Here is a 20,191-nt window from a genome sequence, read left to right as displayed (position 1 = left end):
TCGATGGACCACTCAGAAGGGGGCAGCTCAAGACAGTCCTCCACGGCTCGGCAGTAGTGTCGAATTCGATCAACCGATAGCGTCGTTCGCAGGTGAGCCAACTCGTGCAAGGGCAGCGATTGGGAAGTTTATTCCAAGGAAGCGAAGCGAGGCGGCGCAGTTGCCCATACGCATCTGCCATATCGACAAATTCGCCGATCCACTCGGCGTGCCACTCATCTTCAATTACAAACATGGCTGCCGCTCACGACTTCTACGTACAACCTGACAGATCCCTCGCAATGGGGGATGCCGTAGAGGGTAAGGGTCATCGGGTTGCCATCGGTTGCGCAGGAGGACGGATGGCGCATAGCGGTTCTGTGACGGAAAGACAGGGTGGCGCCGGGTTCGGCAGAAGCGGGACCCCGGGTCAAGCCCGGGGTGACGACTCGATCATGCTACGGAACCTCACGCCGCCGCGCGGAAGGGGAGCGTGCGGCGGGCCTCGGCCGATAGCTGGAAGCGGTCGACATGCTGGGCGAGGGCTGCCGCCTGATCGGCGAGGCCACGGGCGGCGGCGGTGCTTTCCTCGACCATCGCCGCATTCTGCTGCGTCACCGAATCCATCTCGCTGACCGCGATATTGACCTGTTGCAGGCCCGACGACTGTTCGTCCGCGCCCTTGGCGATCGTCGCGACCAGCCCGGCGATCTCGGCGATGCGGCCGACGATCCGCTCCAGCGCCTCGCCGGTTTCGCCGACCAGGTCGACGCCGATCTCGACCTGGTTGCCGCTGGCGAGGATGCGGCTCTTCACGTCGCTGGCGGCATTGGCCGACCGCTGTGCCAGCGCGCGGACTTCGGAGGCGACCACCGCGAAGCCCTTGCCCGCGTCGCCCGCCCGCGCCGCCTCGACCCCGGCGTTGAGCGCGAGGAGGTTGGTCTGGAACGCGATGCCGTCGATGACCGAGATGATGTCGGCGATTTCGTCCGACGCGCGCTTGATCCCGCCCATCGCCTCGACCGCCTGGCGCACGATGCGGACGCCTTCCTCGGCATCGCCGCGGGTCGCCGCCATCGTCACATTGGCCTGCGCCGCACCGGTGGCGGTGCTGCGCACGGTCGCGGTGATCTCGTCGAGCGCCGCCGCCGTTTCCTCGAGGCTCGCCGCCTGCTGTTCGGTGCGGCGCGACAGGTCGTCCGATGCGCTGCTGATGTCCGACGCGCCGTCGCGGATGCCGCCGGTCGACGCCACCACCGCGCGCATCGCATCGTTGAGCGCGCCCATCGCCGAATCGAAATCGCTGCCCAGCTTACGGAACGATCCGGTCAGCGAATCGCCGATCCGTGCGTCCAGATGCCCCTTTGCCAGCGCGGCCAGCGCGCCGCCGACGACTTCGACCACGCGCTGTTGTTCCGCCTCGCGTTCGGCAGCGACGATCGCGGTGTCGCGGAAGGTTTCGAGCGCCTGGGCCATCTCGCCCACCTCGTCATGCCGGTCGCGGCCGGGAATGGCCGAAGCGGTGTCCCCCGCCGCCAGCGACCGCATCCGCCCCGCCACCGCCTCGACCGGCAGCGAGATCGACCGGCCGATGCGATAGGCGCAGAACGCCACCAGCAGCAGCACCGCTAGCGCCAGCGCGCTGAGATACAGGGCGGCATCGAAGATCGCGCCGTTGATCCGGTCGATGAACACCCCCGACCCGATCACCCAGCCCCATGGCGCGAAGCCCGCGACATAGGAGAGTTTCGGCTGCGCTTCCTTCTGCCCCGGCTTGCTCCAGTGATAGCTGAGGAAGCCCGCGCCCTTGGTCTTCACGATCTGCGCCATCTCGACGAAATGGGTCCGGCCGGTCGCGTCGCGATAATTGTTGAGGTCGGTGCCGTTCATTTCGGGCTTGGTCGGATGCATCAGCATCGTGGGATGCAGGTCGTTGACCCAGAAATATTCGGTGCCGTCATAGCGCATGGTCTTGAGCGTGCCGAGCGCCGCGCGCTGCGCTTCGGCCTGGGTCATGCGCCCGGCGACTTCCTCGTCATGATAATGGACGACGACCGATCGTGCCGCCTCCACCGCCTGTCGCGTGCTGCGTTCGATGTCGCGGTGCGTGACCGAGGACAGGTGGAAAAGGCTGATGCACAGCAGCGTGATGAGTCCCAGCGCGGCGACCACCCCGATCAGATTGATCCGCCCCCGGACCTTCAACTGCAACATGCATCCCCCTCGACCGACCCATTCCGCCCGGTTTTGCCGCGAAATGCTGAACATCGCGTTTAAGATTCACGCATTTTTCGCGAAATCGACCGGCCGCATCGCGCCCGCGCTCGAACCGCAGCGACCCCATTGACGACCCGTCCGATCCGCGATAGCCCTTGCGAATGAGTATCAATAGCGAGGCTCTATGTACGATCTGATCGACCGGCCGGTATCGGTCCTGTCCCCCGGCGACCGCTTCCTGATCGATGCGATCCGGTTGTGGGTGGCGGCACGCAGCGCCTGCCAATGTCCCTCCGCGCTGCTGGCGGCGCGCTTCGCCCAATCGGGTGCGCTCGACGCGCTCGGCGATTTCGACGGGTGGATGACCCAGCTGTCGACCCATGCCCGCGTACCGATCCAGATCAATTGTAAATGCGGGCTTGTGACCGACGATGAATCGGTTCTCTTGACCTTGGCGCGCGATCTCGTAACGGGACGCGATGCGAAGGCGCGGACCACGCTTTCGCTGCTGGTCGCCGAAGAGGCGATCGCCCCCACTTTTTGCGCGCTGGCCCGGACGGCGGCAATGCTCGGACAGGTCGGGCTGCCGCCGGGGACCAACGTCAGGACGTAAGGATTATCGATGACCGACCGCACCGCCGTCGTCCACGGCCTCGAACCCACCAACGCGCTGAGCGTCGAGCGCGTGCGTTCGGTGCGCCATTGGAACGAGCATCTCTTCAGCTTCACGATCACCCGCCCGCCCAGCTTCCGCTTCCGGTCGGGCGAGTTCGTGATGATCGGCCTGCCCGGCGACAACGGCAAGCCGTTGCTGCGCGCCTATTCGATCGCCAGCCCGGCCTATGCCGAGGAACTGGAGTTCCTGTCGATCAAGGTGCCGGACGGCCCGCTGACGTCGAAGCTGCAGCAGATCGTGCCGGGCGACGAGATCTTCCTCGGCAAGAAGCCCACGGGCACGTTGGTCACCGACGCGCTGAAGCCGGGTGAGCGGCTGTTCATGCTGTCGACCGGCACCGGCCTTGCCCCGTTCCTGTCGCTGATCCGCGACCCGGACGTGTATGAGATGTATTCGTCGATCGTCGTCGTCCATTCGGTGCGCCGCGTGTCCGACCTCGCGTTCCGCACGACGCTGGAATCGTACCTGTCGGGCGATCCGCTGGTCGAGGATCAGGCGGCGGCGCAGTTCACCTATGTGCCCACGGTCACGCGCGAGGAATTCCACACTACTGGCCGTATCGACGCGCTGGTCGAGAACGGCACGCTGTTCAGCGCACGGATCGGCGGCGCGCAGGCGTTCGACCCGGCGACCGACCGCATCATGCTGTGCGGATCGACCGAAATGATCCGGGATTTCTCGGAATATCTGGAAGGACTGGGGTTCGAGGAAGGGTCGAATGCGAAGCCGGGCGATTATGTGATCGAGCGGGCGTTCGTGGGGTGATCCCTACCTACCCTACCCACCCCGTTCGGTTCGAGTAGCGATCGAGCCTGTCGAGAGCGCGTATCGAGAACGGGGTTCCGCTGGACAGGCGTTCTCGACGGACGCTTCTCGACAAGCTCGAAGCTGCTCGAACCGAACGGGCGTACATAGGGGGGGGCGGCACCACCGCCCCCTTTTCACGTCAATAGCTGACCCGCACCGTGCCCAGCACCGTGCGCGGGGCGATGAAATATCCCTGGTCGAAATTGATCGCGCTCAGCGCCTTGGCATCGTTGACGTTGCGGACATTGACGCCCAGCGACAGGCGCGGCGTCAGTTCGTAGCGCGCCATCAGATCGACCGTGGCATAGCCGTCCTGCGTGATCCGCACCGGCTGTCCCGTGGTCGCGGTGACGCCGGGTTCGAGGTACATGCGGCTCTGGTACTGGCTTGACGCGCCGACCTTGAGCGCAGGCAACACCTGCGGCTGCCACACGATGTTCAGCCGCCCGGTGTTGCGCGGCACGAAGGTGCGCACCGGCTGGTCGTCGTTGCCACGGATGCGCATCGCGGTGAAGCCGCCGGTCGCCTGCAGCCCCGGTGCGATCTGTCCGCTGACCTCCAGCTCGATCCCGCGTGAGGTGGCGTCGACGCCGCGATAAAGGGTCTGACCGATCGTCGGATCGAAACCGGCGGCTTCGGCGGTATTCTTCTGCCGCGCCTGGAACAGCGCGACGCTGGCGTTCAGCCGGCCGCCCAGCCATTCGCCCTTCACCCCGGCCTCGATATTGTCGCCCTCGATCGGATCGATCAGGCGGCGATTGACGTCGGTCTGGGTCTGCGGGTTGAAGATCGTTGCGAAGCTCGCATAGGCGCTGATCGTGCCGGTCAGGTCATAGGTCGCCCCGACGAACGGCAGGAAGCGCGCGCGGTCGTAATTGGTCGGCGCGGTATAGGACACGCCCTCGCTGAACGCGCGGGTGGCGTTGGCCCCGACCATGATCTTGAGCGGATCGGCGGGGTTCAGCCGGATCAGGCCATAGACCGTCTCACGCCGCAGATGCGTGTCGAGGCTGCGGTCGAACGCCGGGAAATTCGGTTCGGGGAACGAGCCGTCGAACCCGCTGAACAACGGCAACGACACGCCGATCGCCGCGAAATCATAGGCCGAATCCTGCGTGTAGCGCTGCGCCGACCGGTTCGCGCCGAACATCACGTCATGCGACCGACCGAATAGCGACACGGTGCCGCTGACATTGCCGTCGATCGTCAGGTTGCGGGCGAACGACCGGAACTTGCCGGGATAGCTGACGATGCCGAGGCCGGTCGCGCGATCCGGCGCACCGTTGATCTCGTTGGGCAGTTGCTCCCCATAGACGTAGAACAGCTTGTCGTCCTCGTCGATCGCGCGGCGCTGGACCGACAGCCTGGCGGTCCAGTTGCCGAAGCGGTGGGTCACGTCACCGAAGATTTGACGGTCGGTCACGTTGAAGCTCGACCAGTCGGGCGAGCTGTTGGTCGAGCGGGCATAATCGATCCGGCTGCCGTCGCTGTAATAGAGCGGCAGGGCGCCCCACATCGCCGCGCGGCTCTTGTGATTCTGATGGCCATAGCCGGCGCTGACGACGGTATCGGGGCCGAGGTCCGCCTCGGCGATGCCATAGCCGGTCCAGCGGGTCAGGCCGTAGCGGTCGAGATAGCTGTCGGTGTCGAGATACGATCCGACCGCGCGGGCGCGGACCGATCCACTGCGGGTCAGCGGCACGCTGAGATCGCCGTCGAGCCGCAGATTGTCGAACGAGCCATATTGCACGCTGGCCGAGGCGGCGAGGTCGCGGGTCGGGCGCTTGCGGATGAAGTTGATCACCGCCGACGGATTGCCGGTCGACGACAACAGCCCCGGCGCGCCGCGCACCACCTCGATCCGGTCGTACATCGCGGTGTCGATCGACCCGTTCTGGATGCCGAACGGGAATGGCAGGCCGACGCCGTCGACCTGGAACGTCTGGATGTCGAAGCCGCGCGCCGAATAATAGAAGCGGTCGGTTTCCTGTGCCTGCACGTTCACGCCCGGAACGGTCGCCAGCAGCGCGTTGATGTCGTTGAGCTGGAAATCCTCGATGTGCGCGCGGGTCACCACGCTGACCGATTGCGGCGTTTCGCGCAGCGACAGCGGCAGGCGGGTCGCGGTGCTCTGCGCCTTGACCGCATAGTCGTCGCTCCCTTCGGTCCGGGTGCCGGTGACGACGATTTCCTCGGCACGCTGCTGCGGATCGTCGGAGGCAGCGGGAGTCGGGGTCAGCGCGGTTGCGGCAAGAAGGACGGCGAAAGGCGACATTGCGAAACATTCCCTGTGATGTTTCGCGTGCCGCTACGCCGGGCTTATCGCTTTTGCAAGTGACTATCAGTAACTTTGCTATTGCAACTATGTCGCATCGCCTAGAAATCGACCGAGCACGACCACCGCCTGCCGCTCGAGCCCCAGCCGCCGGTAAAATGCCAGCGCCCCCGCATTGTCCTCACGCACCATCAACTGGACCTTGGGGACCGATCGGGCGCACAGCCAATGTTCGGCCGCGTGGAACAGCGCGGTGCCGATCCCCTGCCCCTGCAACGCCGGTCGGACCGCCAGATAATAGACCCAGCCGCGATGCCCGTCCTGCCCGACCATCACGCTGCCGACCGGTATCCCGTCGTGCCGGGCGACGAGGATGGTCGAGCTTTCCCCCGCAAGCGCCCGCGCGAAATCGGCGGCAGGATCGTTCCACGGCCGGGTCAGGGCGCAGGCGTGCCACAGCGCGACGACCGCTGCGGCATCGTCCGGCGTCGCGTCGTCGATCACCGGGCGATGCAGGTGCTGCCCGCCCATAGCGCGCTGACATTGTCCTTGGCGTCGTACAGCCCCGACAGGCCGCCGCTGCTGAATTCGCGACCCAGGCTCGTTTCCTCGACCGGCGCGTCGATCACCGATTCGACATCGGCGCGCTTCGAGCCGATGCCGACGCCGCCCATCGTCGTCAGCCCGCGTCCGCGCGCCGACCACCCGACGAAGCGGCCCTCCTGGAAATACACCGCGATGCGCGGATAGGTGGCGATGTCCAGCGGACCTTCGCCGCAATCGGCGTTGCGCGATCCCTCGGGCAGCGTCTGAGTTGCCGCCTCGACCACGCGCAGCACGATGTCGGCGGGCGCGCCGAACGACAGCGCGCGGCTGCTGGCCCCGGCCACCGTCTGCAACCCGTCAGGGGCGAGGCTCAGCGCGATCGCGTTGCGCGCCGCCGCCTCTGCCCCCGCCGGCGCATCGCAGCGGACGAGGCGCGCCGGGCCATCGACCCCGGTCAGTCCCAGATTGCCACCGCTGCCCAGCGCCAGGCGATAGCGCCGCTGTTCGGTGATGCCGCTCCGGTCGCCGATCACGTCGACATCGACCGCGCCGGCCTCGGCCGCCGTGATCGCGCGGGTCGGCAGATCACGGTCGCCGATGCGCAGCGCATTGGCGGCGATGACGGTGCGGTTGGCGCCGGGGGTCGTCGCGGCACAGGCGGTGCCGTCGCTATCCCATGTACCGACGAAGCGGGTCGGGATGGTCACCAGCGCCTCGGGCGTCGGCGTGGGGCTTGGCAGGACCGGTTCGTCCGACTGGGTCAGGTTGACCGACGTCGCCGCGTCGTCACCCTGGCTGCATCCGGCCAGCATCGCCAGCATGACCGTCGTCCAACGCCGCATCCCGTGTCTCCCGCTGCAAACTCGTCGCACGACTGCCGCAAATGCGCCGCTTCGAAAAGAGGTGACGCGTCGGTCAGTGCGGGACGGTCGCCGCGTCGACCGCCGGCACATTGTCATTGGCGGCGGCCGGTGGCGGCAGGGTAGCGAAATAGGCCTTGGCCGGCATCTCGATCACCGTGACCCGGCCGGCATTGGCCTGTTCGACCGACTGGATGAAGGAGCGCAGCTTCTTCATCAGCTTCTTGTCCTCGACCACGCTCAGCCCCGAGCGCCGCGCGGCTTCGGCGACGAAATGCACGCAGTTGCGGCGGTTGAGATTATAGTGCGAATCGCCCTTCTCGCCCCATTCGTCGATCAGCGAACGGATCGATGCATATTGCGCGTCGGTCAGCACGACCGAGAAATGCGCGTTGCTCTTGGCGATATAGGACGGCTTGGGCCGATCGATCATGCCGCCGACCGACCCCATCAGCAACGCCGGCGTGATCGCCTTTGCGGTAAAGCCATAGCTTTCGTTCACCGCCGACCCACCGGCATCGGGCGCACCCGAAAAGGTGAAGAAGGCATGGGGAAAATTCTGCCCGAATTCCTGCGACCAGAAGGTGATCGTCACCGCCGCCTGTGCCGGGACGACGCTGCCCATCGCCAGCAGCAACAGCGCGAGACCGCGCAGCAGGGTACGGAACAGGCGTTGGGTCGTCATGGCCCCCCTCATACCAAGGGCGGCGCATCGGGACCACCCGACACGCCGCCCGAACCGTACCGTTAGCGTGGGCGTCAGTCGTTACCGGCGAGCTTGGCTTCCTGTTCCTCGTCATAGCCCGACGACGGCGCCGGACCGTCGCTGCCCGGCACCGTCGCGGAGATCGGGTCCGATGCATCCATCGATTCGTCCAGCCCGCGATCGAGCCGGGCATCGGCGTCGTCGAGGTCGCCGGTCACGTCGCCGGCATCGCCCTGTGCCGGGGTCTTCGCTTCGCTCTCCCGCCCGTCGGGGGCGACCGACAGCGAATCCAGCGCCTTGTCGTCGATACCGTTGATGTCGTTGGTCATGTCCCTCACTCCTTCCCCGCTCCAACGAAACGACCGCGCCCGGCGTTCCGCGCAAACGAAAAGGCCCGGCAGTCGCCTGCCGGGCCTTCGCGATTGTTGCCGAGAACCTTGGGATCAGTCGCGGTTGCCGAGGAACGACAACAGGAACTGGAACATGTTCACGAAGTCGAGATACAGCGACAGGGCACCCATGATGACAGCCTTGCCCGCGAAATCGGTGCCGGCGACCTGGAAATACATCGCCTTGATCCGCTGCGTGTCATAGGCGGTCAGACCGGCGAACAGCAGCACGCCGACCGCGCTGATGACCAAGCTGAACATGCCCGACTGGAAGAACAGGTTCAGCAGCGACGCCACGATCAGGCCGACGACGCCCATGATCAGGAACGTGCCGAACCCGGTCAAGTCACGCTTGGTCGTGTAGCCATAGAGGCTGAGCGACAGGAACGCGGTGGCGGTCGCGAAGAAGGTCAGCGCGATCGACGGCCCGGTATAGCGCAGGAAGATCGTCGACATCGACAGACCCATGATCGCCGCGAACGCCCAGAACAGCCCCTGCGCCGCGCCGGTCGACAGGCGGTTGATGCCGAAGCCCAGCACCATCACGAAGATCAGGGGCGAGAAGATGATGAGGTATTTGAGCAGCCCCGGCTGGTAGAACACGGCCGCCGCCGGCGAGGTGTCACCACCCCACGAGAACAACAGCGCGACGATGCCGGTCAACAGCACGCCCGAAGCCATGTAGTTGTACACCGAGAGCATGTAGGACCGCAGCCCCGCATCCCGCGCCATGTCGGTGGTACGGTTACGGGTAATCGGTGCGGCCGTCGTCCGGGGATCGGACCAGTTCGCCATTGTAAACTCCTCTTCCCGGCACACATGCCGGATGGTCGAAATATCGTCTGCATAACGCACGAATTCAAGGCAAACGCCGCCAGCAACACTTTGTTACGGCCCCGAGGAGAATCCGCTTGCACCGGCTGTTCGTAGCACTTCGCCCACCCCCGCCCATGCGCCGGAAATTGCTCGACATCATGGACGGCGTCGACGGCGCGCGGTGGCAGGACGAGGATCAGCTCCACGTCACGCTCCGCTATATCGGCGAGGTCGAGCGGCCGATGGCGGAGGATATCGCCACCGCGTTGCAGGCGGTCCACGCCCCCGCGCTCGACCTGGCGCTGTCCGGAGTCGGGCGGTTCGATACCGGGTCGCGCGGTCGGGCGCTCTGGGCCGGCGTCACCCCGCAGGACGCGGTCGCGGCGCTGCATTGCAAGGTCGACCATGCCCTCGTCCGCCTGGGGCTACCGCTCGAGGGGCGAGCGTTCCTGCCGCACATCACGCTCGCCCGACTCAATTGCGGGTCGGGACCGGTCGATGCGTTCCTTGCCGAACAGGGCGGGCTGCGGTCGCCACCGATGCGCTTCGACCATCTGGTCCTGTACGAAAGCCACCTGGCCCCGGACGGCGCATGGTATGAACCCGTCGTCCGCTATCCGCTGTCGTCACCCCTGCCCCGAACCTGAACGCAAGCCTGTCGTTTCGTTCATGAAACCGTCATGCCGGGGATGCGTTAAAGGGCCAAGTCAGGAATACGGACGAAAGGAAGAATCCCACGCGCAACATCATGATGGCGCTCGCCGCTGCCTCGCTGCTGGCTCCGGTCGGCCCGACCTTCTCGAAGCACGGCATTTCGGTCGGCAAGACCGAAGCGGAGGCACAGCGTCGCTACAAGTATCGCGAATGGCGCGGTCGTGACGGTCGTCGCTATTGCCGCCGTGAGAACGGCACCACCGGTCTGGTCGTCGGCGGCGTCGCCGGCGCGCTGGTCGGTCGCACGATCGACACCCGCGGCGACCGTACGCTCGGCACGCTGCTCGGCGCCGGCGCGGGCGCGCTGGCCGGTCGCGAGATCGAGCGCAGCGGCAGCCGTGGCCGTTGCCGTTGAACCATATACGGTTTGACGAATTCTGAAGGGGCGGGTCCGGCGACGGGCCTGCCCCTTTTTCATTGGCAAAGGTTTCCGCATGATCCGCAGTGCATCCGCCCGCTACGAAGGTCTCGGCAAGGACGGCAAGGGCCACGTATCGACCCAGTCGGGCGTGCTGTCCGACCAGCAATATGGCTTCAACACCCGTTTCGAGGACGGCAAGGGCACCAACCCCGAGGAGCTTATCGCCGCCGCCCATGCCAGCTGCTTCACCATGGCGCTGAGCTTCGCGCTGGCCGGCGCGGGCTTCACCGACGGCACGCTGGAGACGACCGCCAAGGTCACGCTCGACAAGGATGGCGACGGGTTCAAGGTCAGCAAGTCGGCGCTGACGCTGACCGCCAACGTGCCGGGCATCGATCAGGCGAAGTTCGAGGAGATCGCGGCGGGTGCCAAGGCCGGCTGCCCGATTTCGAAGCTGCTCAATGCCGAGATCACGCTGGAGCATACTCTGACGGCATGAAGATCGGGAGGGGGAGATCCGCCCCCTCCCCGTCACTCCGGACTTGATCCGGGGTCCCGCTTCTTCTGCAATGTCGGAAGGCAGGCGGAACCCCGGCGACGACCTCTTGGGGGCCTTATCCGTTCGGGGTCAGCGCGGATCGTCGTTTTCGCGAAGCCTTCACCCTTTTCGCGCTACAGGATGCGGCGATGTTACGCGTCCTGACCCTCGCCACCCTGTTCCCCGATGCGGTACGGCCCAATTTCGGCGTGTTCGTCGAACGGCAGACGCTGGGGCTGGCAGCGCTCGACGATGTGGCGGTCCATGTCGTCGCCCCGCTGGGCCTGTCACCCTTCCCGCTCGCGCTCCACCCGACCTATCGCGCGCTCTCGCGGTTGCCGGAACGGGAGGGTTGGAAAGGATTGCCCGTCGACCGGCCACGCTTCCTCAACCTGCCCGCGACACAGGGGCGGTTTCATGTCGCGGCGCTGGTCCGGCGACTTGGTCCCCATCTGACGCGACTGCGCGATACCTTTCCGTTCGACGTCATCGACGCGGAATTCTTCTTCCCCGACGGCCCCGCCGCCGTCGAACTGGGCCGGCACTTCGGCGTGCCGGTATCGATCAAGGCACGCGGGGCGGATATCCATCACTGGGGCCATGCACCGGCCACCGCCGCGCAGGTCCGCGCCGCGGGACGAGCCGCCGATGGGCTGCTGGCGGTGTCGCAATCGATGGCCGACGACATCGCCGCCGCCGGGATCGACCGGCCGGTGCGCGTCCATCGCACCGGGATCGACCGCAGCCGCTTCGGCACGATCGACCGCGCCACCGCCCGTGAGCGGCTGGGCATCACCGGACCGCTGGTCGTGTCGCTGGGCGCGCTGATCCCGCGCAAGGGGCATCGCATCGTGCTGGAGGCGGTGGCGGCGCTGCCGGGCGTCGGGCTGTGGATCGTCGGCGGCGGGCCGGATCAGGCGGCGCTGGCGGCGCGGATTGCGGAACTGGGCATCGCCGATCGGGTCCGGCTGTGCGGGGCGATGCCGCATGGCGACCTGCCCGACCTGCTGGCGGCGGCCGATGTGATGGCGCTGGCGTCGTCGTCGGAAGGGCTGGCGAATGCCTGGGTCGAGGCGCTGGCCAGCGGCACGCCGATCGTCATTCCCGATGCCGGCGCCGCGCGGGAGGTCGTGACGGCGCCCGCCGCCGGACGAATCGTGGCGCGCGACGCGAGCGCCTTTGCGCAGGGGATCGCGGCGATCCTGTCGCAGCCGGTCGACCGCCAGGCGACGCAGACGGTGGTCGAGGCGTTTAGCTGGGAGCGCAACGCGCTGGAACTGTGCGAGCATTTGCTGGGGTTGGTGGCAGCTCGGCGGTGAATTTAACGGACGCCGTTCGTTCGCCAATCAACAGCACCTGCCCCTTCGTCACCCCGGGCTTGACCCGGGGTCCCGCTTCTTTTGCCGCACGAAGAAGAAGCGGGACCCCGGATCAAGTCCGGGGTGACGGTTGTGGTTGACGGTCGCGCCGATCCATCAGCGTGCGCGCGATCAGGGTGCCGGACTACCGCGTCCCCCTATCGCCCACCCTCAAAGCGGGTAGAACGCCGCCGCGATCTGCCGCCCCTCGTCGCGCAGCACGCCCCAGGCGCGGGCGGCGGCGCGGCTGTCCATCGCCTCGATCCCCAGCCCCATCGCGTCGAGTTGCCGGACCAGCGCGCGCGGCGGCTGGCGCAGCGTCGCGCCGGTGCCGAGCAGCAGGAACTCCGGCTGCATCGCCAGCACCGCAGCCAATGCATCGGCGTCGAGCGCGTCGAACGCCGGCGGCTCCCACAGATCGGCACGCTGCGGCGTCATCAGCAGCGCCGGGTAGATGCCGTCATCCACCCGAAACCCGGCGGCGGTCAGGCCCGATACGACCGGGCCGGCGCCCGTGCGGACCCGGTCGAGCTTCACCGCGTCGTCTTCTGCGGCACGGGTTCCTTGACCGTCCCCTCACCCACCGGCGCGCCGGGCTTGAGACCCAGCGTGATCAGCAGCGACGACGACACGTAGATCGACGAATAGGTGCCGACGATCACGCCCAGGATCATCGCGGCGGTGAAGCCGCGCAGCACATGACCGCCGAACACGATCAGCGCGGTGAGCGCCAGTAGGATGGTCAACGAGGTCATGACGGTGCGCGGCAGCGTTTCGTTGACCGACAGGTCGATCAGCTCGCGCATCTCCATCTTGCGATACTTCCGCATGTTTTCGCGGATACGGTCGTCGATCACCATCTTGTCGTTGATCGAATAGCCGATGATGGTCAGCACCGCGGCGACGATGGTCAGGTCGAACGCAAACTGTTCGCGGAACAGCGCGAAGAAGCCCAGCGTCATCAGCACGTCGTGGACGATGGCGACCGCGGTCGACACGCCGAACTGCCATTCGTAGCGGAACCACGAAAAGATCGCGATGCCGACGATCGCCAGCACGACCGCGAGGATGCCGTTGGTGACCAGCTCGTCCGACACCTTGCCCGACACGGTCGAATAGTTGCTGAAGGTCGCACCGGGGAATTCGGCGGCCAGCGTCGCCTTCACCCGCTCGACCAGGCGGTCGGTCGCGCCCGAATCGCCTTCGGGCACCGGCAGGCGGATCGACACGATCGTCGGATCGCCGAATTGCTGGATCGCGGGTTCGCCGACGCCCAGCCGCTCGATGCTCGCCCGGACCTTGTCGATCGCGGGCGGCGTGGCGAACTTTTCCTCGATGGCGACGCCGCCCATGAAGTCGACGCCGAAGTTGAGGCCGCGAACGAACACCAGCCCGACCGCCAGGATGCTGAGGATCAGTGTCACGGTGAACGCGATCTTGCGCACCGCGACGAAGCGGATGTTGGTATTGTCGGGTACCAGCTTGATGAGACGCATGACGGCTGGGCCTTAAATGGTGATGTCGGTCGGACGGTTGCGGCGCATCCATCCGGCAACCAGCATCCGCGTGAAGGTAACGGCGGTGAACACCGAGCTGGCGATGCCCAGCAGCAGCACGACTGCGAAGCCGCGGATCGGGCCGGAGCCGAGGATCAGCATGATCCCGCCCGCGATCGCGTGGGTCACGTTCGCCTCGAAGATCGTGCGGCTCGCTTCCTTATAGCCCAGCTCGAGCGACTGCAGCACGCTGCGGCCACGGCGCCGTTCCTCGCGGATGCGTTCGTTGATCAGCACGTTGGCGTCGACCGCCGTGCCGATGGTCAGCACGAAACCGGCGATACCGGGCAGCGTCAGCGTGGCGTTCAGGAACGCCATCACCGCGATGATCATCAGGATGTTCAGCACGACGGCGATGGTCGAATAGATGCCGAACCGGCCATAGGTCATCACCATGAACACGATGACGGCGATGGTCGCGATGATCGCGGCGGTGACGCCCGCCTTGATCGAATCGGCACCCAGTTCGGGGCTGACGGTGCTTTCCTGCACGACGGTCAGGTCGACCGGCAGCTTGCCCGAACGCAGCGCGATGGCCAGCTGGTTGGCCGAATCGACGGTGAAGCCGCCGCTGATCGTGGCGCTGCCGCCGAGGATCGGTTCGTTGATGTTCGGCGCGGAAATGACCGAATTGTCGACGATGATCGCGAACGGCTTGCCGGTATTCTCCTGCGTCACCTTCGCGAAGCGGCGACCGCCGTCCGCGTTGAAGTTGATCGTGACGTTGGGCTGGCCGTTCTGGTCATAGGTCTGGCGCGCATCGGCCAGTTGGTCGCCCGAGATGATCGTGGTGCGCTTGACCGCGATCGGTGCGCCCTGCGCCGGATAGGGCAGGATCTGGCTGCCCGCCGGCACCTGCCCGCGCGCCACGGCGGCGGGATCGGCGGTCAGGTCGACCAGCTTGAATTCCAGCCGCGCGGTCTTGCCGAGCAGGTCCTTCAGCGCCTTCGGATCCGAAAGCCCCGGCACCTGCACGACGATGCGGTTGCTGCCCTGCTGGATGATCGTCGGTTCGCGGGTGCCCAGTTCGTCGATGCGGCGACGCACGACCTCGGTCGCGTCCTTCATCGCATTCTCGACCGCCAGGCGCAGACCCGCCTGGGTAGGCGTCAGCACGAAGCGCGTGGTGTCGCGCACCTCGATGTCCCATTCGCGCTGGCCGGTCATCCCCGCCCCGCCGCCGGTGAGGCCCAGCAGCTTTTCGCGCGCGGCGTCGACCTGGGTCGCGTCGCGGACCATGAAGCTGATCTGCCCGCCCCGGGTCGAAATGTCGCCGACCGCGACGCGCGGGTTGCGGCGCATCTCGGTCGCGATCATCTCGCGCATCGCCTCGACCCGCGTCGCCGCGACGTCCTGCGTCTGCGCTTCGAGCAGGATGTAGCTGCCGCCGGCCAGGTCGAGGCCGAAATTGATCGTCGGCGTCGGCACCCAGCCGGGCAGCTTCGCGCGCGTCGCTTCGGGCAGCAGGCTCGGCACCGCGAACAGCGCCAACAGGATCACGGACGCCCAGATGGCGATCCGTTTCCAGCGGGGAAAGTCGAGCATCAGTCGTTCGCGGGCTTGGCGCCGGCGGGCGGCGTGACTTCGGCGATGGTCGCCTTCACCACGCGGACGCGGGTGTTGGCGGCGATCTCGACCTCGACGAACGCGTCCTCGACCTTGGTCACCTTGCCGATGACGCCGCCGGCGGTGACGACCTGATCGCCCCGCTTCACCGCGGCGATGGCGTTCTGCAGCGTCTTCATCCGCTTCGACTGCGGACGGATCAGCAGGAAGTAGAAGGCGACGAAGATCAGCAGCAGCGGCGCGATGCCGATGAGCGTGCCGAGAAAACCACCCGATGCCGCAGGGGCGGCAGCGGTCTGGGCGAAAGCGGAGGGTACGAGCATTGCTGGCCTGAATGTCCGAGATAGCGGACGCCGCGGACACGGCATCCTGATTAACTGCGGGCAGCTATCATCTGCTTGGCCCCCACGCAACATTTGCCCACCCGCACGCTTCGGGCTTGCATGGCGACGAAAGCCGCCCTAAAGGCACGCCCTCTCTGATCGGGGCGTAGCGCAGCCTGGTAGCGCATCACACTGGGGGTGTGGGGGTCGCAGGTTCGAATCCTGTCGCCCCGACCAGAGACATCGACGAGACGTGGCTCGTCTGGCGGGCCCGGTAATGGCCGGGCATCGCCCTCCTCGCACGGGCACTATCCGGTTGCTGGCAGACCCGGCCGCGCAGCGCAGAAGCCTGTACAGGCTTGGCGGATGACGGGAACAGATCCGCCCGGCCGATCCGTGAGGATCGTCGCGTCCATTATGCCGGATCGCAATAGAATTTGCCGCTAAAATGGTATTCCGTATGCGATGCGTAGAACGGTGTGCATGGCATACGTTCAAGCCGTGGCACGGCTACATCGCCACCCCAAATCAGTGATGATGTTCAAGCAAACTTACTAAGCGAACGAGTACTCGAAACCTCCACGGCCCCTACACAATATATCCATATTGTTTCTTATTGTTTCCGACTTCTCGATAGTGATTACGGATGTAACTAAAAAGACACATCCATTACATAACCGACACTGCCCCCCTTCTGCCCGGTTGCGATCTCGATCTTCGATTGATCTAGTGACCCGCAGGACCACGCAAACCAGATCGAACTGGCGGCTCCACGAAGCGCACGCCGCGCATCGTAACGAATTGGGGGATCATCCTACATGGTAGCATTTCGCTCGCGATTGCTGACGACCACCGTCTTTGCCGGGGCTGCGATCGCGCTGACCTCGCCCGCGCTGGCGCAGGTCGCCGAACCGACGACCGGGACCGGGCTTCAGGAAACGACCGAAGCCAGCGGCACCGGTGACGATACGATCGTGGTCACCGGATCGCGCATCCAGCGGCGCGACCTGACCTCGCCCAGCCCGATCGCGGTCGTGGCGGCGGAAGAATTCCAGCTGACTGGCGCGGTCAACGTCGAACAGGTCATCAACACGCTGCCGCAGGCCGTGCCGGGCACGACCGGGTTCTCGAACAACCCGGGCACCGGCGCGGCGACGCTCAACCTGCGCAACCTGGGCGCCACCCGCACGCTGGTGCTGGTCAACGGCCGCCGCTGGATGTCGTACGACACCAACCAGATCGTCGACCTGAACACCATTCCGCAGTTCATGCTGCAGAATGTCGAAGTGCTGACCGGCGGTCAGTCGGCGACCTATGGTTCGGATGCGATTGCCGGCGTCGTCAACTTCAACCTGCGTCAGGACCTGAACGGCGCCATCATCGGCGGGCAGTATGCGCTGACCGAACAGGGCGACGGCGCACGCTATGACGTGAACTTCGCGTTCGGATCGAAGTTCGCCGACGGTCGCGGCTCGGTCACCGTCTATGCCAACTATACCCGTCGCGAACCGATCTTCCAGGACGCGCGCGCCTTCTCGCGCAATGCAGCGGGCGATGGCTGCATCGTGCGCGGTTCGACCAATTCGCAGACCGGCATCGGCACCAACCTCGGCGGCGCGCTGTCGACCTGCGCCACGCGCGGCGGCGAAGTCGGCCTGGTGCCGCAGGGTTCGGCATCGACCCCGATCGCGACCCTGCCCGCCATCACCACCGGCGGCGCGGCGCTCGGCTATGTGTTCAACCCGACCGGCGGCGGCACGCGTGCGTTCAACGATCCGGCCGATCTCTACAACTTCGCGCCCGACAACTATCTGCAGCTGCCGCAGGAACGCTACCTGATGGGTGGCTATGGCAGCTATGAAATCGCCGAGAACATCACCGGCTATACCGAACTGAGCTTCGTCAAGACGTCGGTCCCGCAGGAACTGGCCCCCACGCCGATCGGCCAGGCGCTGAACCTGCAGATCGCCAGCCCCTGGTTCAACGACCAGACGCGCGGCCTGCTGCGTCCGCTCGACACCGATGGCGACGGCTATGTCACCACCAACGTAAACTTCCGGTTCAACCAGTCGGGTCCGCGCAACGTCGACGCCAGCCGTACCGCGTTCCGCCTGCTGGGCGGTATCCGCGGCGACATCACCGAGGACCTGCGCTTCGACGTGTACTATATGTACGCCCGGACCGAGAACCAGCAGTTCCAGCAGGGCAACATCTCGCGCAGCCGCTTCGCCGCGGCGACCGAGACGGAGATCGTCAACGGCACCCTCCAGTGCCGCAACGCCGCTGCGCGTCTTGCCGGCTGCCGTCCGCTCAACGTCTTCGGGCTCGGCCTCGCCGATCCGGCGGCGATCCGCTACGTCACGATCAATTCGACCAACCTCGAACGCTCGGACATCCGCAACTTCGTCGGCTCGGTGAACGGCGACCTGTTCACCATCGGCAACAATGCCGATGCGGTCGCCTTCGCCGCCGGTGTCGAATATCGCGGCATGTCGGCCAGCTATCGTCCCGACACCTTCCTGGCATCGGGCGACGTCGCCGGCTTCAACGCGGGTCAGCCGACCAGCGGCGAATATAGTGCGCGCGAAGTGTTCGGCGAACTGAACGTGCCGCTGCTGAGCGAGAACATCGTCCACAAGCTCGAACTGACCGGCAACGCCCGCTATTCGGACTATTCGCTGAACGCAGTGGGCGGGGTGTGGACCTATGCCGCCGGTGCGCAGCTCTCGCCAGTCCGCGACATCACGCTGCGTGGCCAATATGCCCGTGCGGTGCGTGCGCCGAACGTGCAGGACCTGTTCGGCGGCAACTCGACCGGATTCCCGCAGGCGCAGGACCCGTGTTCGGATCGCGGCGCCCCGGCCAACCGGACGGAGGCCATCCGCCAGCTCTGCATCGCCAACGGCGTGCCGGCGGCTGCGGTCTTTACCCGCGCGGTGCAGCCGAACGCCCAGATCCAGGCCAATTTTGGCGGCGATCCCAACCTGCAGGAAGAAACCTCGGACACCTACACCGCCGGTGTCGTGTTCCGTCCGAGCTTCATTCCGCGCCTGAACGTCACGGTCGATTACTTCAACATCAAGGTGCAGGACACGATTGCGACCTTCGGTGGCGGCCTGAACGATGCGCTGTCGCTGTGCTTCACCGTGGCACAGAACCTCAGCAACCCGATCTGTTCGATCTTCCAGGGCGTTCGCAACACGGCAACCGGGGCGATCGGCGAAACGTCGGGCGGACGTAACCCGAACGTGCTGTCGGCCAACATCGCGACGCTCCGGACCTCGGGCATCGACGTCGCCGCCGATTATTCGCTGCCGGTCGATTTCTCGATCACCGGCGGGGATCGTTCGAACATCAGCTTCTCGTTCCTCGGCACGTGGCTCGACAAGTTCCGTAGCACGTCGGTCGCCGCGATTCCGGAGCGTGAGACGATCGGCGAGGGTTCGGTTCCGATCGTTCCGACGCTCAACCCGATGCCGAAGTGGAAGCACAATGCCCGCCTCAGCGTATCCGACGGCCCGATGGTCCTGTCGGCGCGCTGGCGCTACTTCGGTGGCGTCGAGGATCGTCGTCTCAACAACACGTTCGTCGGCCTGGTGCGCACGCCGCAGGATCCGGCGCTGTTCCCGAACGCACGGATCGGCGCGGTGAACTATGTCGATCTGGCCGCGGCGTTCGATGCGACCGACAAGCTGCAGATCAACATCGGCGTCAACAACCTGACCAACCAGAAGCCGGAAGTGCTCGGCTCGCTGCAGGAACAGGCGAACACCTTCCCCGGAACCTATGACGTGCTGGGTCGCGATTTCTTCGTGGGTGCACGGCTTCAGTTCTGACGCCGTCGTCCGTCGATGGAAACAAGGGGGGCATCCGCGGCAACGCGGGTGCCCCTTTCGCTGTCAGCGTGAAGCGACGTCGAAGGCGATCGTCATCCGCTTGCCCGACGCGATAGGCCGGGTGCCGTGGAACAGGGTGCTGGGGAACAGGACGCAATGTCCGACGCGCGGCACGACCGTCCGCAGCGGCGCCAGGTCGAGGCGCAGGTTCGCAGGCGGCCGGCCAAGCTCCAGCATGCCCGCCTCGCCACCGGGTACTTCGAAATAGGCCGCCGACGACAACAGCCCTTGGGGGTGGACATGCGGCGCGTGGCGCCCCTCCCCGCTCAAACGGATCGACCAGCTTCCTGCGATCCGCCACGGCCGCACGCGGGCCCGCAGCAACGGATGCGTCGGATCGGCCGCGGGCAGCGACTCGCGATAGGCACCGAGCGCCCGCTCCACCGCCTGCGCGACGACCCGGATCGCGGATTCGTCACGCTGGAACAGCCCGCCGCGCGTCTGGCTGCCCAGCTTGACCGACTGACCGATCGGCATCGCCGCGCGGTCGTGGAGCAGGTCGAGCGTCGCGCTCGCGTCCGTCAGCGCCGTGTCGGACAGGTCGAGCGACGCTTCGCGGATCAGCGCAGGGTTGCCATGCAGCCAGTCGTGGCGGGGATCGCCCAGCA

At 66.2% G+C, this 20,191-nt stretch carries 19 protein-coding genes and 1 tRNA gene; 8 read left to right on the top strand and 12 right to left on the bottom strand.

The window, feature by feature from the left end; all coding sequences use genetic code 11:
* Window positions 1-447: 447 nt before the first annotated feature.
* Window positions 448-2,193, bottom strand: a complete 1,746-nt coding sequence (locus AVT10_RS14280) for a methyl-accepting chemotaxis protein (protein WP_066692891.1) — start codon at window positions 2,191-2,193, stop codon at window positions 448-450.
* A 187-nt stretch (window positions 2,194-2,380) separates the two neighbouring features.
* Between AVT10_RS14280 and AVT10_RS14275 the strand changes: the two genes are divergently transcribed.
* Complete coding sequence (locus AVT10_RS14275) at window positions 2,381-2,809, top strand: hypothetical protein (protein WP_066692888.1); 429 nt, start codon at window positions 2,381-2,383, stop codon at window positions 2,807-2,809.
* A 9-nt stretch (window positions 2,810-2,818) separates the two neighbouring features.
* Window positions 2,819-3,637 (top strand): ferredoxin--NADP reductase, encoded by an 819-nt coding sequence (locus AVT10_RS14270; RefSeq protein ID WP_066692886.1) that lies wholly within the window; start codon window positions 2,819-2,821, stop codon window positions 3,635-3,637.
* A 181-nt stretch (window positions 3,638-3,818) separates the two neighbouring features.
* On the opposite strand, the gene AVT10_RS14265 is transcribed toward AVT10_RS14270, so the two are convergent.
* The 6 genes from AVT10_RS14265 to AVT10_RS14240 all read right to left on the bottom strand — a co-directional run bounded on the left by AVT10_RS14265 (window position 3,819) and on the right by AVT10_RS14240 (window position 9,250).
* Complete coding sequence (locus tag AVT10_RS14265; protein ID WP_066692885.1) at window positions 3,819-5,954, bottom strand: TonB-dependent siderophore receptor; 2,136 nt, start codon at window positions 5,952-5,954, stop codon at window positions 3,819-3,821.
* An 87-nt stretch (window positions 5,955-6,041) separates the two neighbouring features.
* The gene (locus tag AVT10_RS14260; RefSeq protein WP_066692881.1) at window positions 6,042-6,485 is read right to left on the bottom strand and encodes a GNAT family acetyltransferase; all 444 of its coding nucleotides are present in this window, start codon (window positions 6,483-6,485) and stop codon (window positions 6,042-6,044) included.
* Entirely contained in the window at window positions 6,455-7,342 is an 888-nt protein-coding gene (locus tag AVT10_RS14255) for a hypothetical protein (RefSeq protein ID WP_126013967.1), read from the bottom strand. The genes AVT10_RS14260 and AVT10_RS14255 overlap by 31 nt, the downstream gene beginning before the upstream one ends.
* A 73-nt stretch (window positions 7,343-7,415) precedes the next feature.
* Entirely contained in the window at window positions 7,416-8,045 is a 630-nt protein-coding gene (locus AVT10_RS14250; protein WP_198158597.1) for a hypothetical protein, read from the bottom strand.
* Window positions 8,046-8,119: 74 nt separating this feature from the next.
* On the bottom strand, window positions 8,120-8,395 hold the full coding sequence (locus AVT10_RS14245; protein ID WP_066692876.1) for a hypothetical protein: 276 nt from the start codon (window positions 8,393-8,395) through the stop codon (window positions 8,120-8,122).
* Between the two features lie 114 nt (window positions 8,396-8,509).
* The gene (locus AVT10_RS14240) at window positions 8,510-9,250 is read right to left on the bottom strand and encodes a Bax inhibitor-1/YccA family protein (protein WP_066692874.1); all 741 of its coding nucleotides are present in this window, start codon (window positions 9,248-9,250) and stop codon (window positions 8,510-8,512) included.
* Window positions 9,251-9,366: 116 nt separating this feature from the next.
* On the opposite strand from AVT10_RS14240, the gene thpR reads away from it, so the two are divergent.
* The 4 genes from thpR (at window position 9,367) to AVT10_RS14220 (ending at window position 12,203) form a co-directional block, all read left to right on the top strand.
* Window positions 9,367-9,918, top strand: a complete 552-nt coding sequence (gene thpR, locus AVT10_RS14235) for an RNA 2',3'-cyclic phosphodiesterase (protein WP_066692871.1) — start codon at window positions 9,367-9,369, stop codon at window positions 9,916-9,918.
* Between the two features lie 104 nt (window positions 9,919-10,022).
* Window positions 10,023-10,340 (top strand): glycine zipper 2TM domain-containing protein, encoded by a 318-nt coding sequence (locus AVT10_RS14230; protein WP_066692893.1) that lies wholly within the window; start codon window positions 10,023-10,025, stop codon window positions 10,338-10,340.
* Window positions 10,341-10,419: 79 nt separating this feature from the next.
* Window positions 10,420-10,845 carry an OsmC family protein gene (locus AVT10_RS14225; RefSeq protein ID WP_066692869.1) on the top strand — a complete coding sequence of 142 codons (426 nt, stop codon included), beginning with the start codon at window positions 10,420-10,422 and terminating at the stop codon, window positions 10,843-10,845.
* A 188-nt stretch (window positions 10,846-11,033) separates the two neighbouring features.
* The gene (locus AVT10_RS14220; protein WP_066692867.1) at window positions 11,034-12,203 is read left to right on the top strand and encodes a glycosyltransferase; all 1,170 of its coding nucleotides are present in this window, start codon (window positions 11,034-11,036) and stop codon (window positions 12,201-12,203) included.
* Between the two features lie 210 nt (window positions 12,204-12,413).
* On the opposite strand, the gene AVT10_RS14215 is transcribed toward AVT10_RS14220, so the two are convergent.
* From AVT10_RS14215 to yajC, 4 genes are read right to left on the bottom strand one after another with little or no spacing between them, the layout of a single operon-like run.
* On the bottom strand, window positions 12,414-12,779 hold the full coding sequence (locus AVT10_RS14215) for an MTH938/NDUFAF3 family protein (protein WP_066692866.1): 366 nt from the start codon (window positions 12,777-12,779) through the stop codon (window positions 12,414-12,416).
* On the bottom strand, window positions 12,776-13,738 hold the full coding sequence (gene secF, locus AVT10_RS14210; RefSeq protein ID WP_066692864.1) for a protein translocase subunit SecF: 963 nt from the start codon (window positions 13,736-13,738) through the stop codon (window positions 12,776-12,778). Before secF ends, AVT10_RS14215 begins: the two co-directional genes overlap by 4 nt.
* Window positions 13,739-13,750: 12 nt before the next feature.
* Window positions 13,751-15,343 (bottom strand): protein translocase subunit SecD, encoded by a 1,593-nt coding sequence (secD, locus tag AVT10_RS14205; RefSeq protein ID WP_066692861.1) that lies wholly within the window; start codon window positions 15,341-15,343, stop codon window positions 13,751-13,753.
* Window positions 15,343-15,687: a preprotein translocase subunit YajC gene (gene yajC, locus AVT10_RS14200; RefSeq protein ID WP_066692858.1), complete on the bottom strand. Its 345-nt coding sequence runs from the start codon at window positions 15,685-15,687 to the stop codon at window positions 15,343-15,345. Before yajC ends, secD begins: the two co-directional genes overlap by 1 nt.
* A 160-nt stretch (window positions 15,688-15,847) precedes the next feature.
* Between yajC and AVT10_RS14195 the strand changes: the two genes are divergently transcribed.
* Window positions 15,848-15,924 (top strand) — tRNA-Pro (locus AVT10_RS14195).
* A gap of 581 nt (window positions 15,925-16,505) precedes the next feature.
* A complete protein-coding gene (locus AVT10_RS14190; protein WP_084401744.1) occupies window positions 16,506-19,523 on the top strand; it encodes a TonB-dependent receptor plug domain-containing protein in 3,018 nt (1,005 codons plus the stop codon).
* A gap of 63 nt (window positions 19,524-19,586) precedes the next feature.
* On the opposite strand, the gene AVT10_RS14185 is transcribed toward AVT10_RS14190, so the two are convergent.
* On the bottom strand, window positions 19,587-20,191 hold a 605-nt coding region (locus tag AVT10_RS14185; protein ID WP_232308031.1), incomplete at its 5' end, for a putative 2OG-Fe(II) oxygenase.

The organism is Sphingomonas hankookensis (assembly GCF_001619955.1).
Taxonomy (GTDB): domain Bacteria; phylum Pseudomonadota; class Alphaproteobacteria; order Sphingomonadales; family Sphingomonadaceae; genus Sphingomonas; species Sphingomonas hankookensis_A.
The sequence above is the reverse complement of the archived record's forward strand: the minus strand, read 5'-3'. Positions and strand labels throughout refer to the sequence as shown.

Coding starts and splice junctions, on each gene's coding strand:
- AVT10_RS14260 (WP_066692881.1), bottom strand. CDS start 6,485: ATGGGCGGGCAGCACCTGCATCGCCCGGTGATCGACGACGCGACGCCG.
- AVT10_RS14275 (WP_066692888.1), top strand. CDS start 2,381: ATGTACGATCTGATCGACCGGCCGGTATCGGTCCTGTCCCCCGGCGAC.
- AVT10_RS14225 (WP_066692869.1), top strand. CDS start 10,420: ATGATCCGCAGTGCATCCGCCCGCTACGAAGGTCTCGGCAAGGACGGC.
- secD (WP_066692861.1), bottom strand. CDS start 15,343: ATGCTCGACTTTCCCCGCTGGAAACGGATCGCCATCTGGGCGTCCGTG.
- AVT10_RS14190 (WP_084401744.1), top strand. CDS start 16,506: ATGGTAGCATTTCGCTCGCGATTGCTGACGACCACCGTCTTTGCCGGG.
- AVT10_RS14230 (WP_066692893.1), top strand. CDS start 10,023: ATGGCGCTCGCCGCTGCCTCGCTGCTGGCTCCGGTCGGCCCGACCTTC.
- AVT10_RS14255 (WP_126013967.1), bottom strand. CDS start 7,342: ATGCGGCGTTGGACGACGGTCATGCTGGCGATGCTGGCCGGATGCAGC.
- AVT10_RS14240 (WP_066692874.1), bottom strand. CDS start 9,250: ATGGCGAACTGGTCCGATCCCCGGACGACGGCCGCACCGATTACCCGT.
- AVT10_RS14280 (WP_066692891.1), bottom strand. CDS start 2,193: ATGTTGCAGTTGAAGGTCCGGGGGCGGATCAATCTGATCGGGGTGGTC.
- secF (WP_066692864.1), bottom strand. CDS start 13,738: ATGCGTCTCATCAAGCTGGTACCCGACAATACCAACATCCGCTTCGTC.
- AVT10_RS14265 (WP_066692885.1), bottom strand. CDS start 5,954: ATGTCGCCTTTCGCCGTCCTTCTTGCCGCAACCGCGCTGACCCCGACT.
- AVT10_RS14245 (WP_066692876.1), bottom strand. CDS start 8,395: ATGACCAACGACATCAACGGTATCGACGACAAGGCGCTGGATTCGCTG.
- AVT10_RS14250 (WP_198158597.1), bottom strand. CDS start 8,045: ATGACGACCCAACGCCTGTTCCGTACCCTGCTGCGCGGTCTCGCGCTG.
- AVT10_RS14270 (WP_066692886.1), top strand. CDS start 2,819: ATGACCGACCGCACCGCCGTCGTCCACGGCCTCGAACCCACCAACGCG.
- AVT10_RS14220 (WP_066692867.1), top strand. CDS start 11,034: ATGTTACGCGTCCTGACCCTCGCCACCCTGTTCCCCGATGCGGTACGG.
- yajC (WP_066692858.1), bottom strand. CDS start 15,687: ATGCTCGTACCCTCCGCTTTCGCCCAGACCGCTGCCGCCCCTGCGGCA.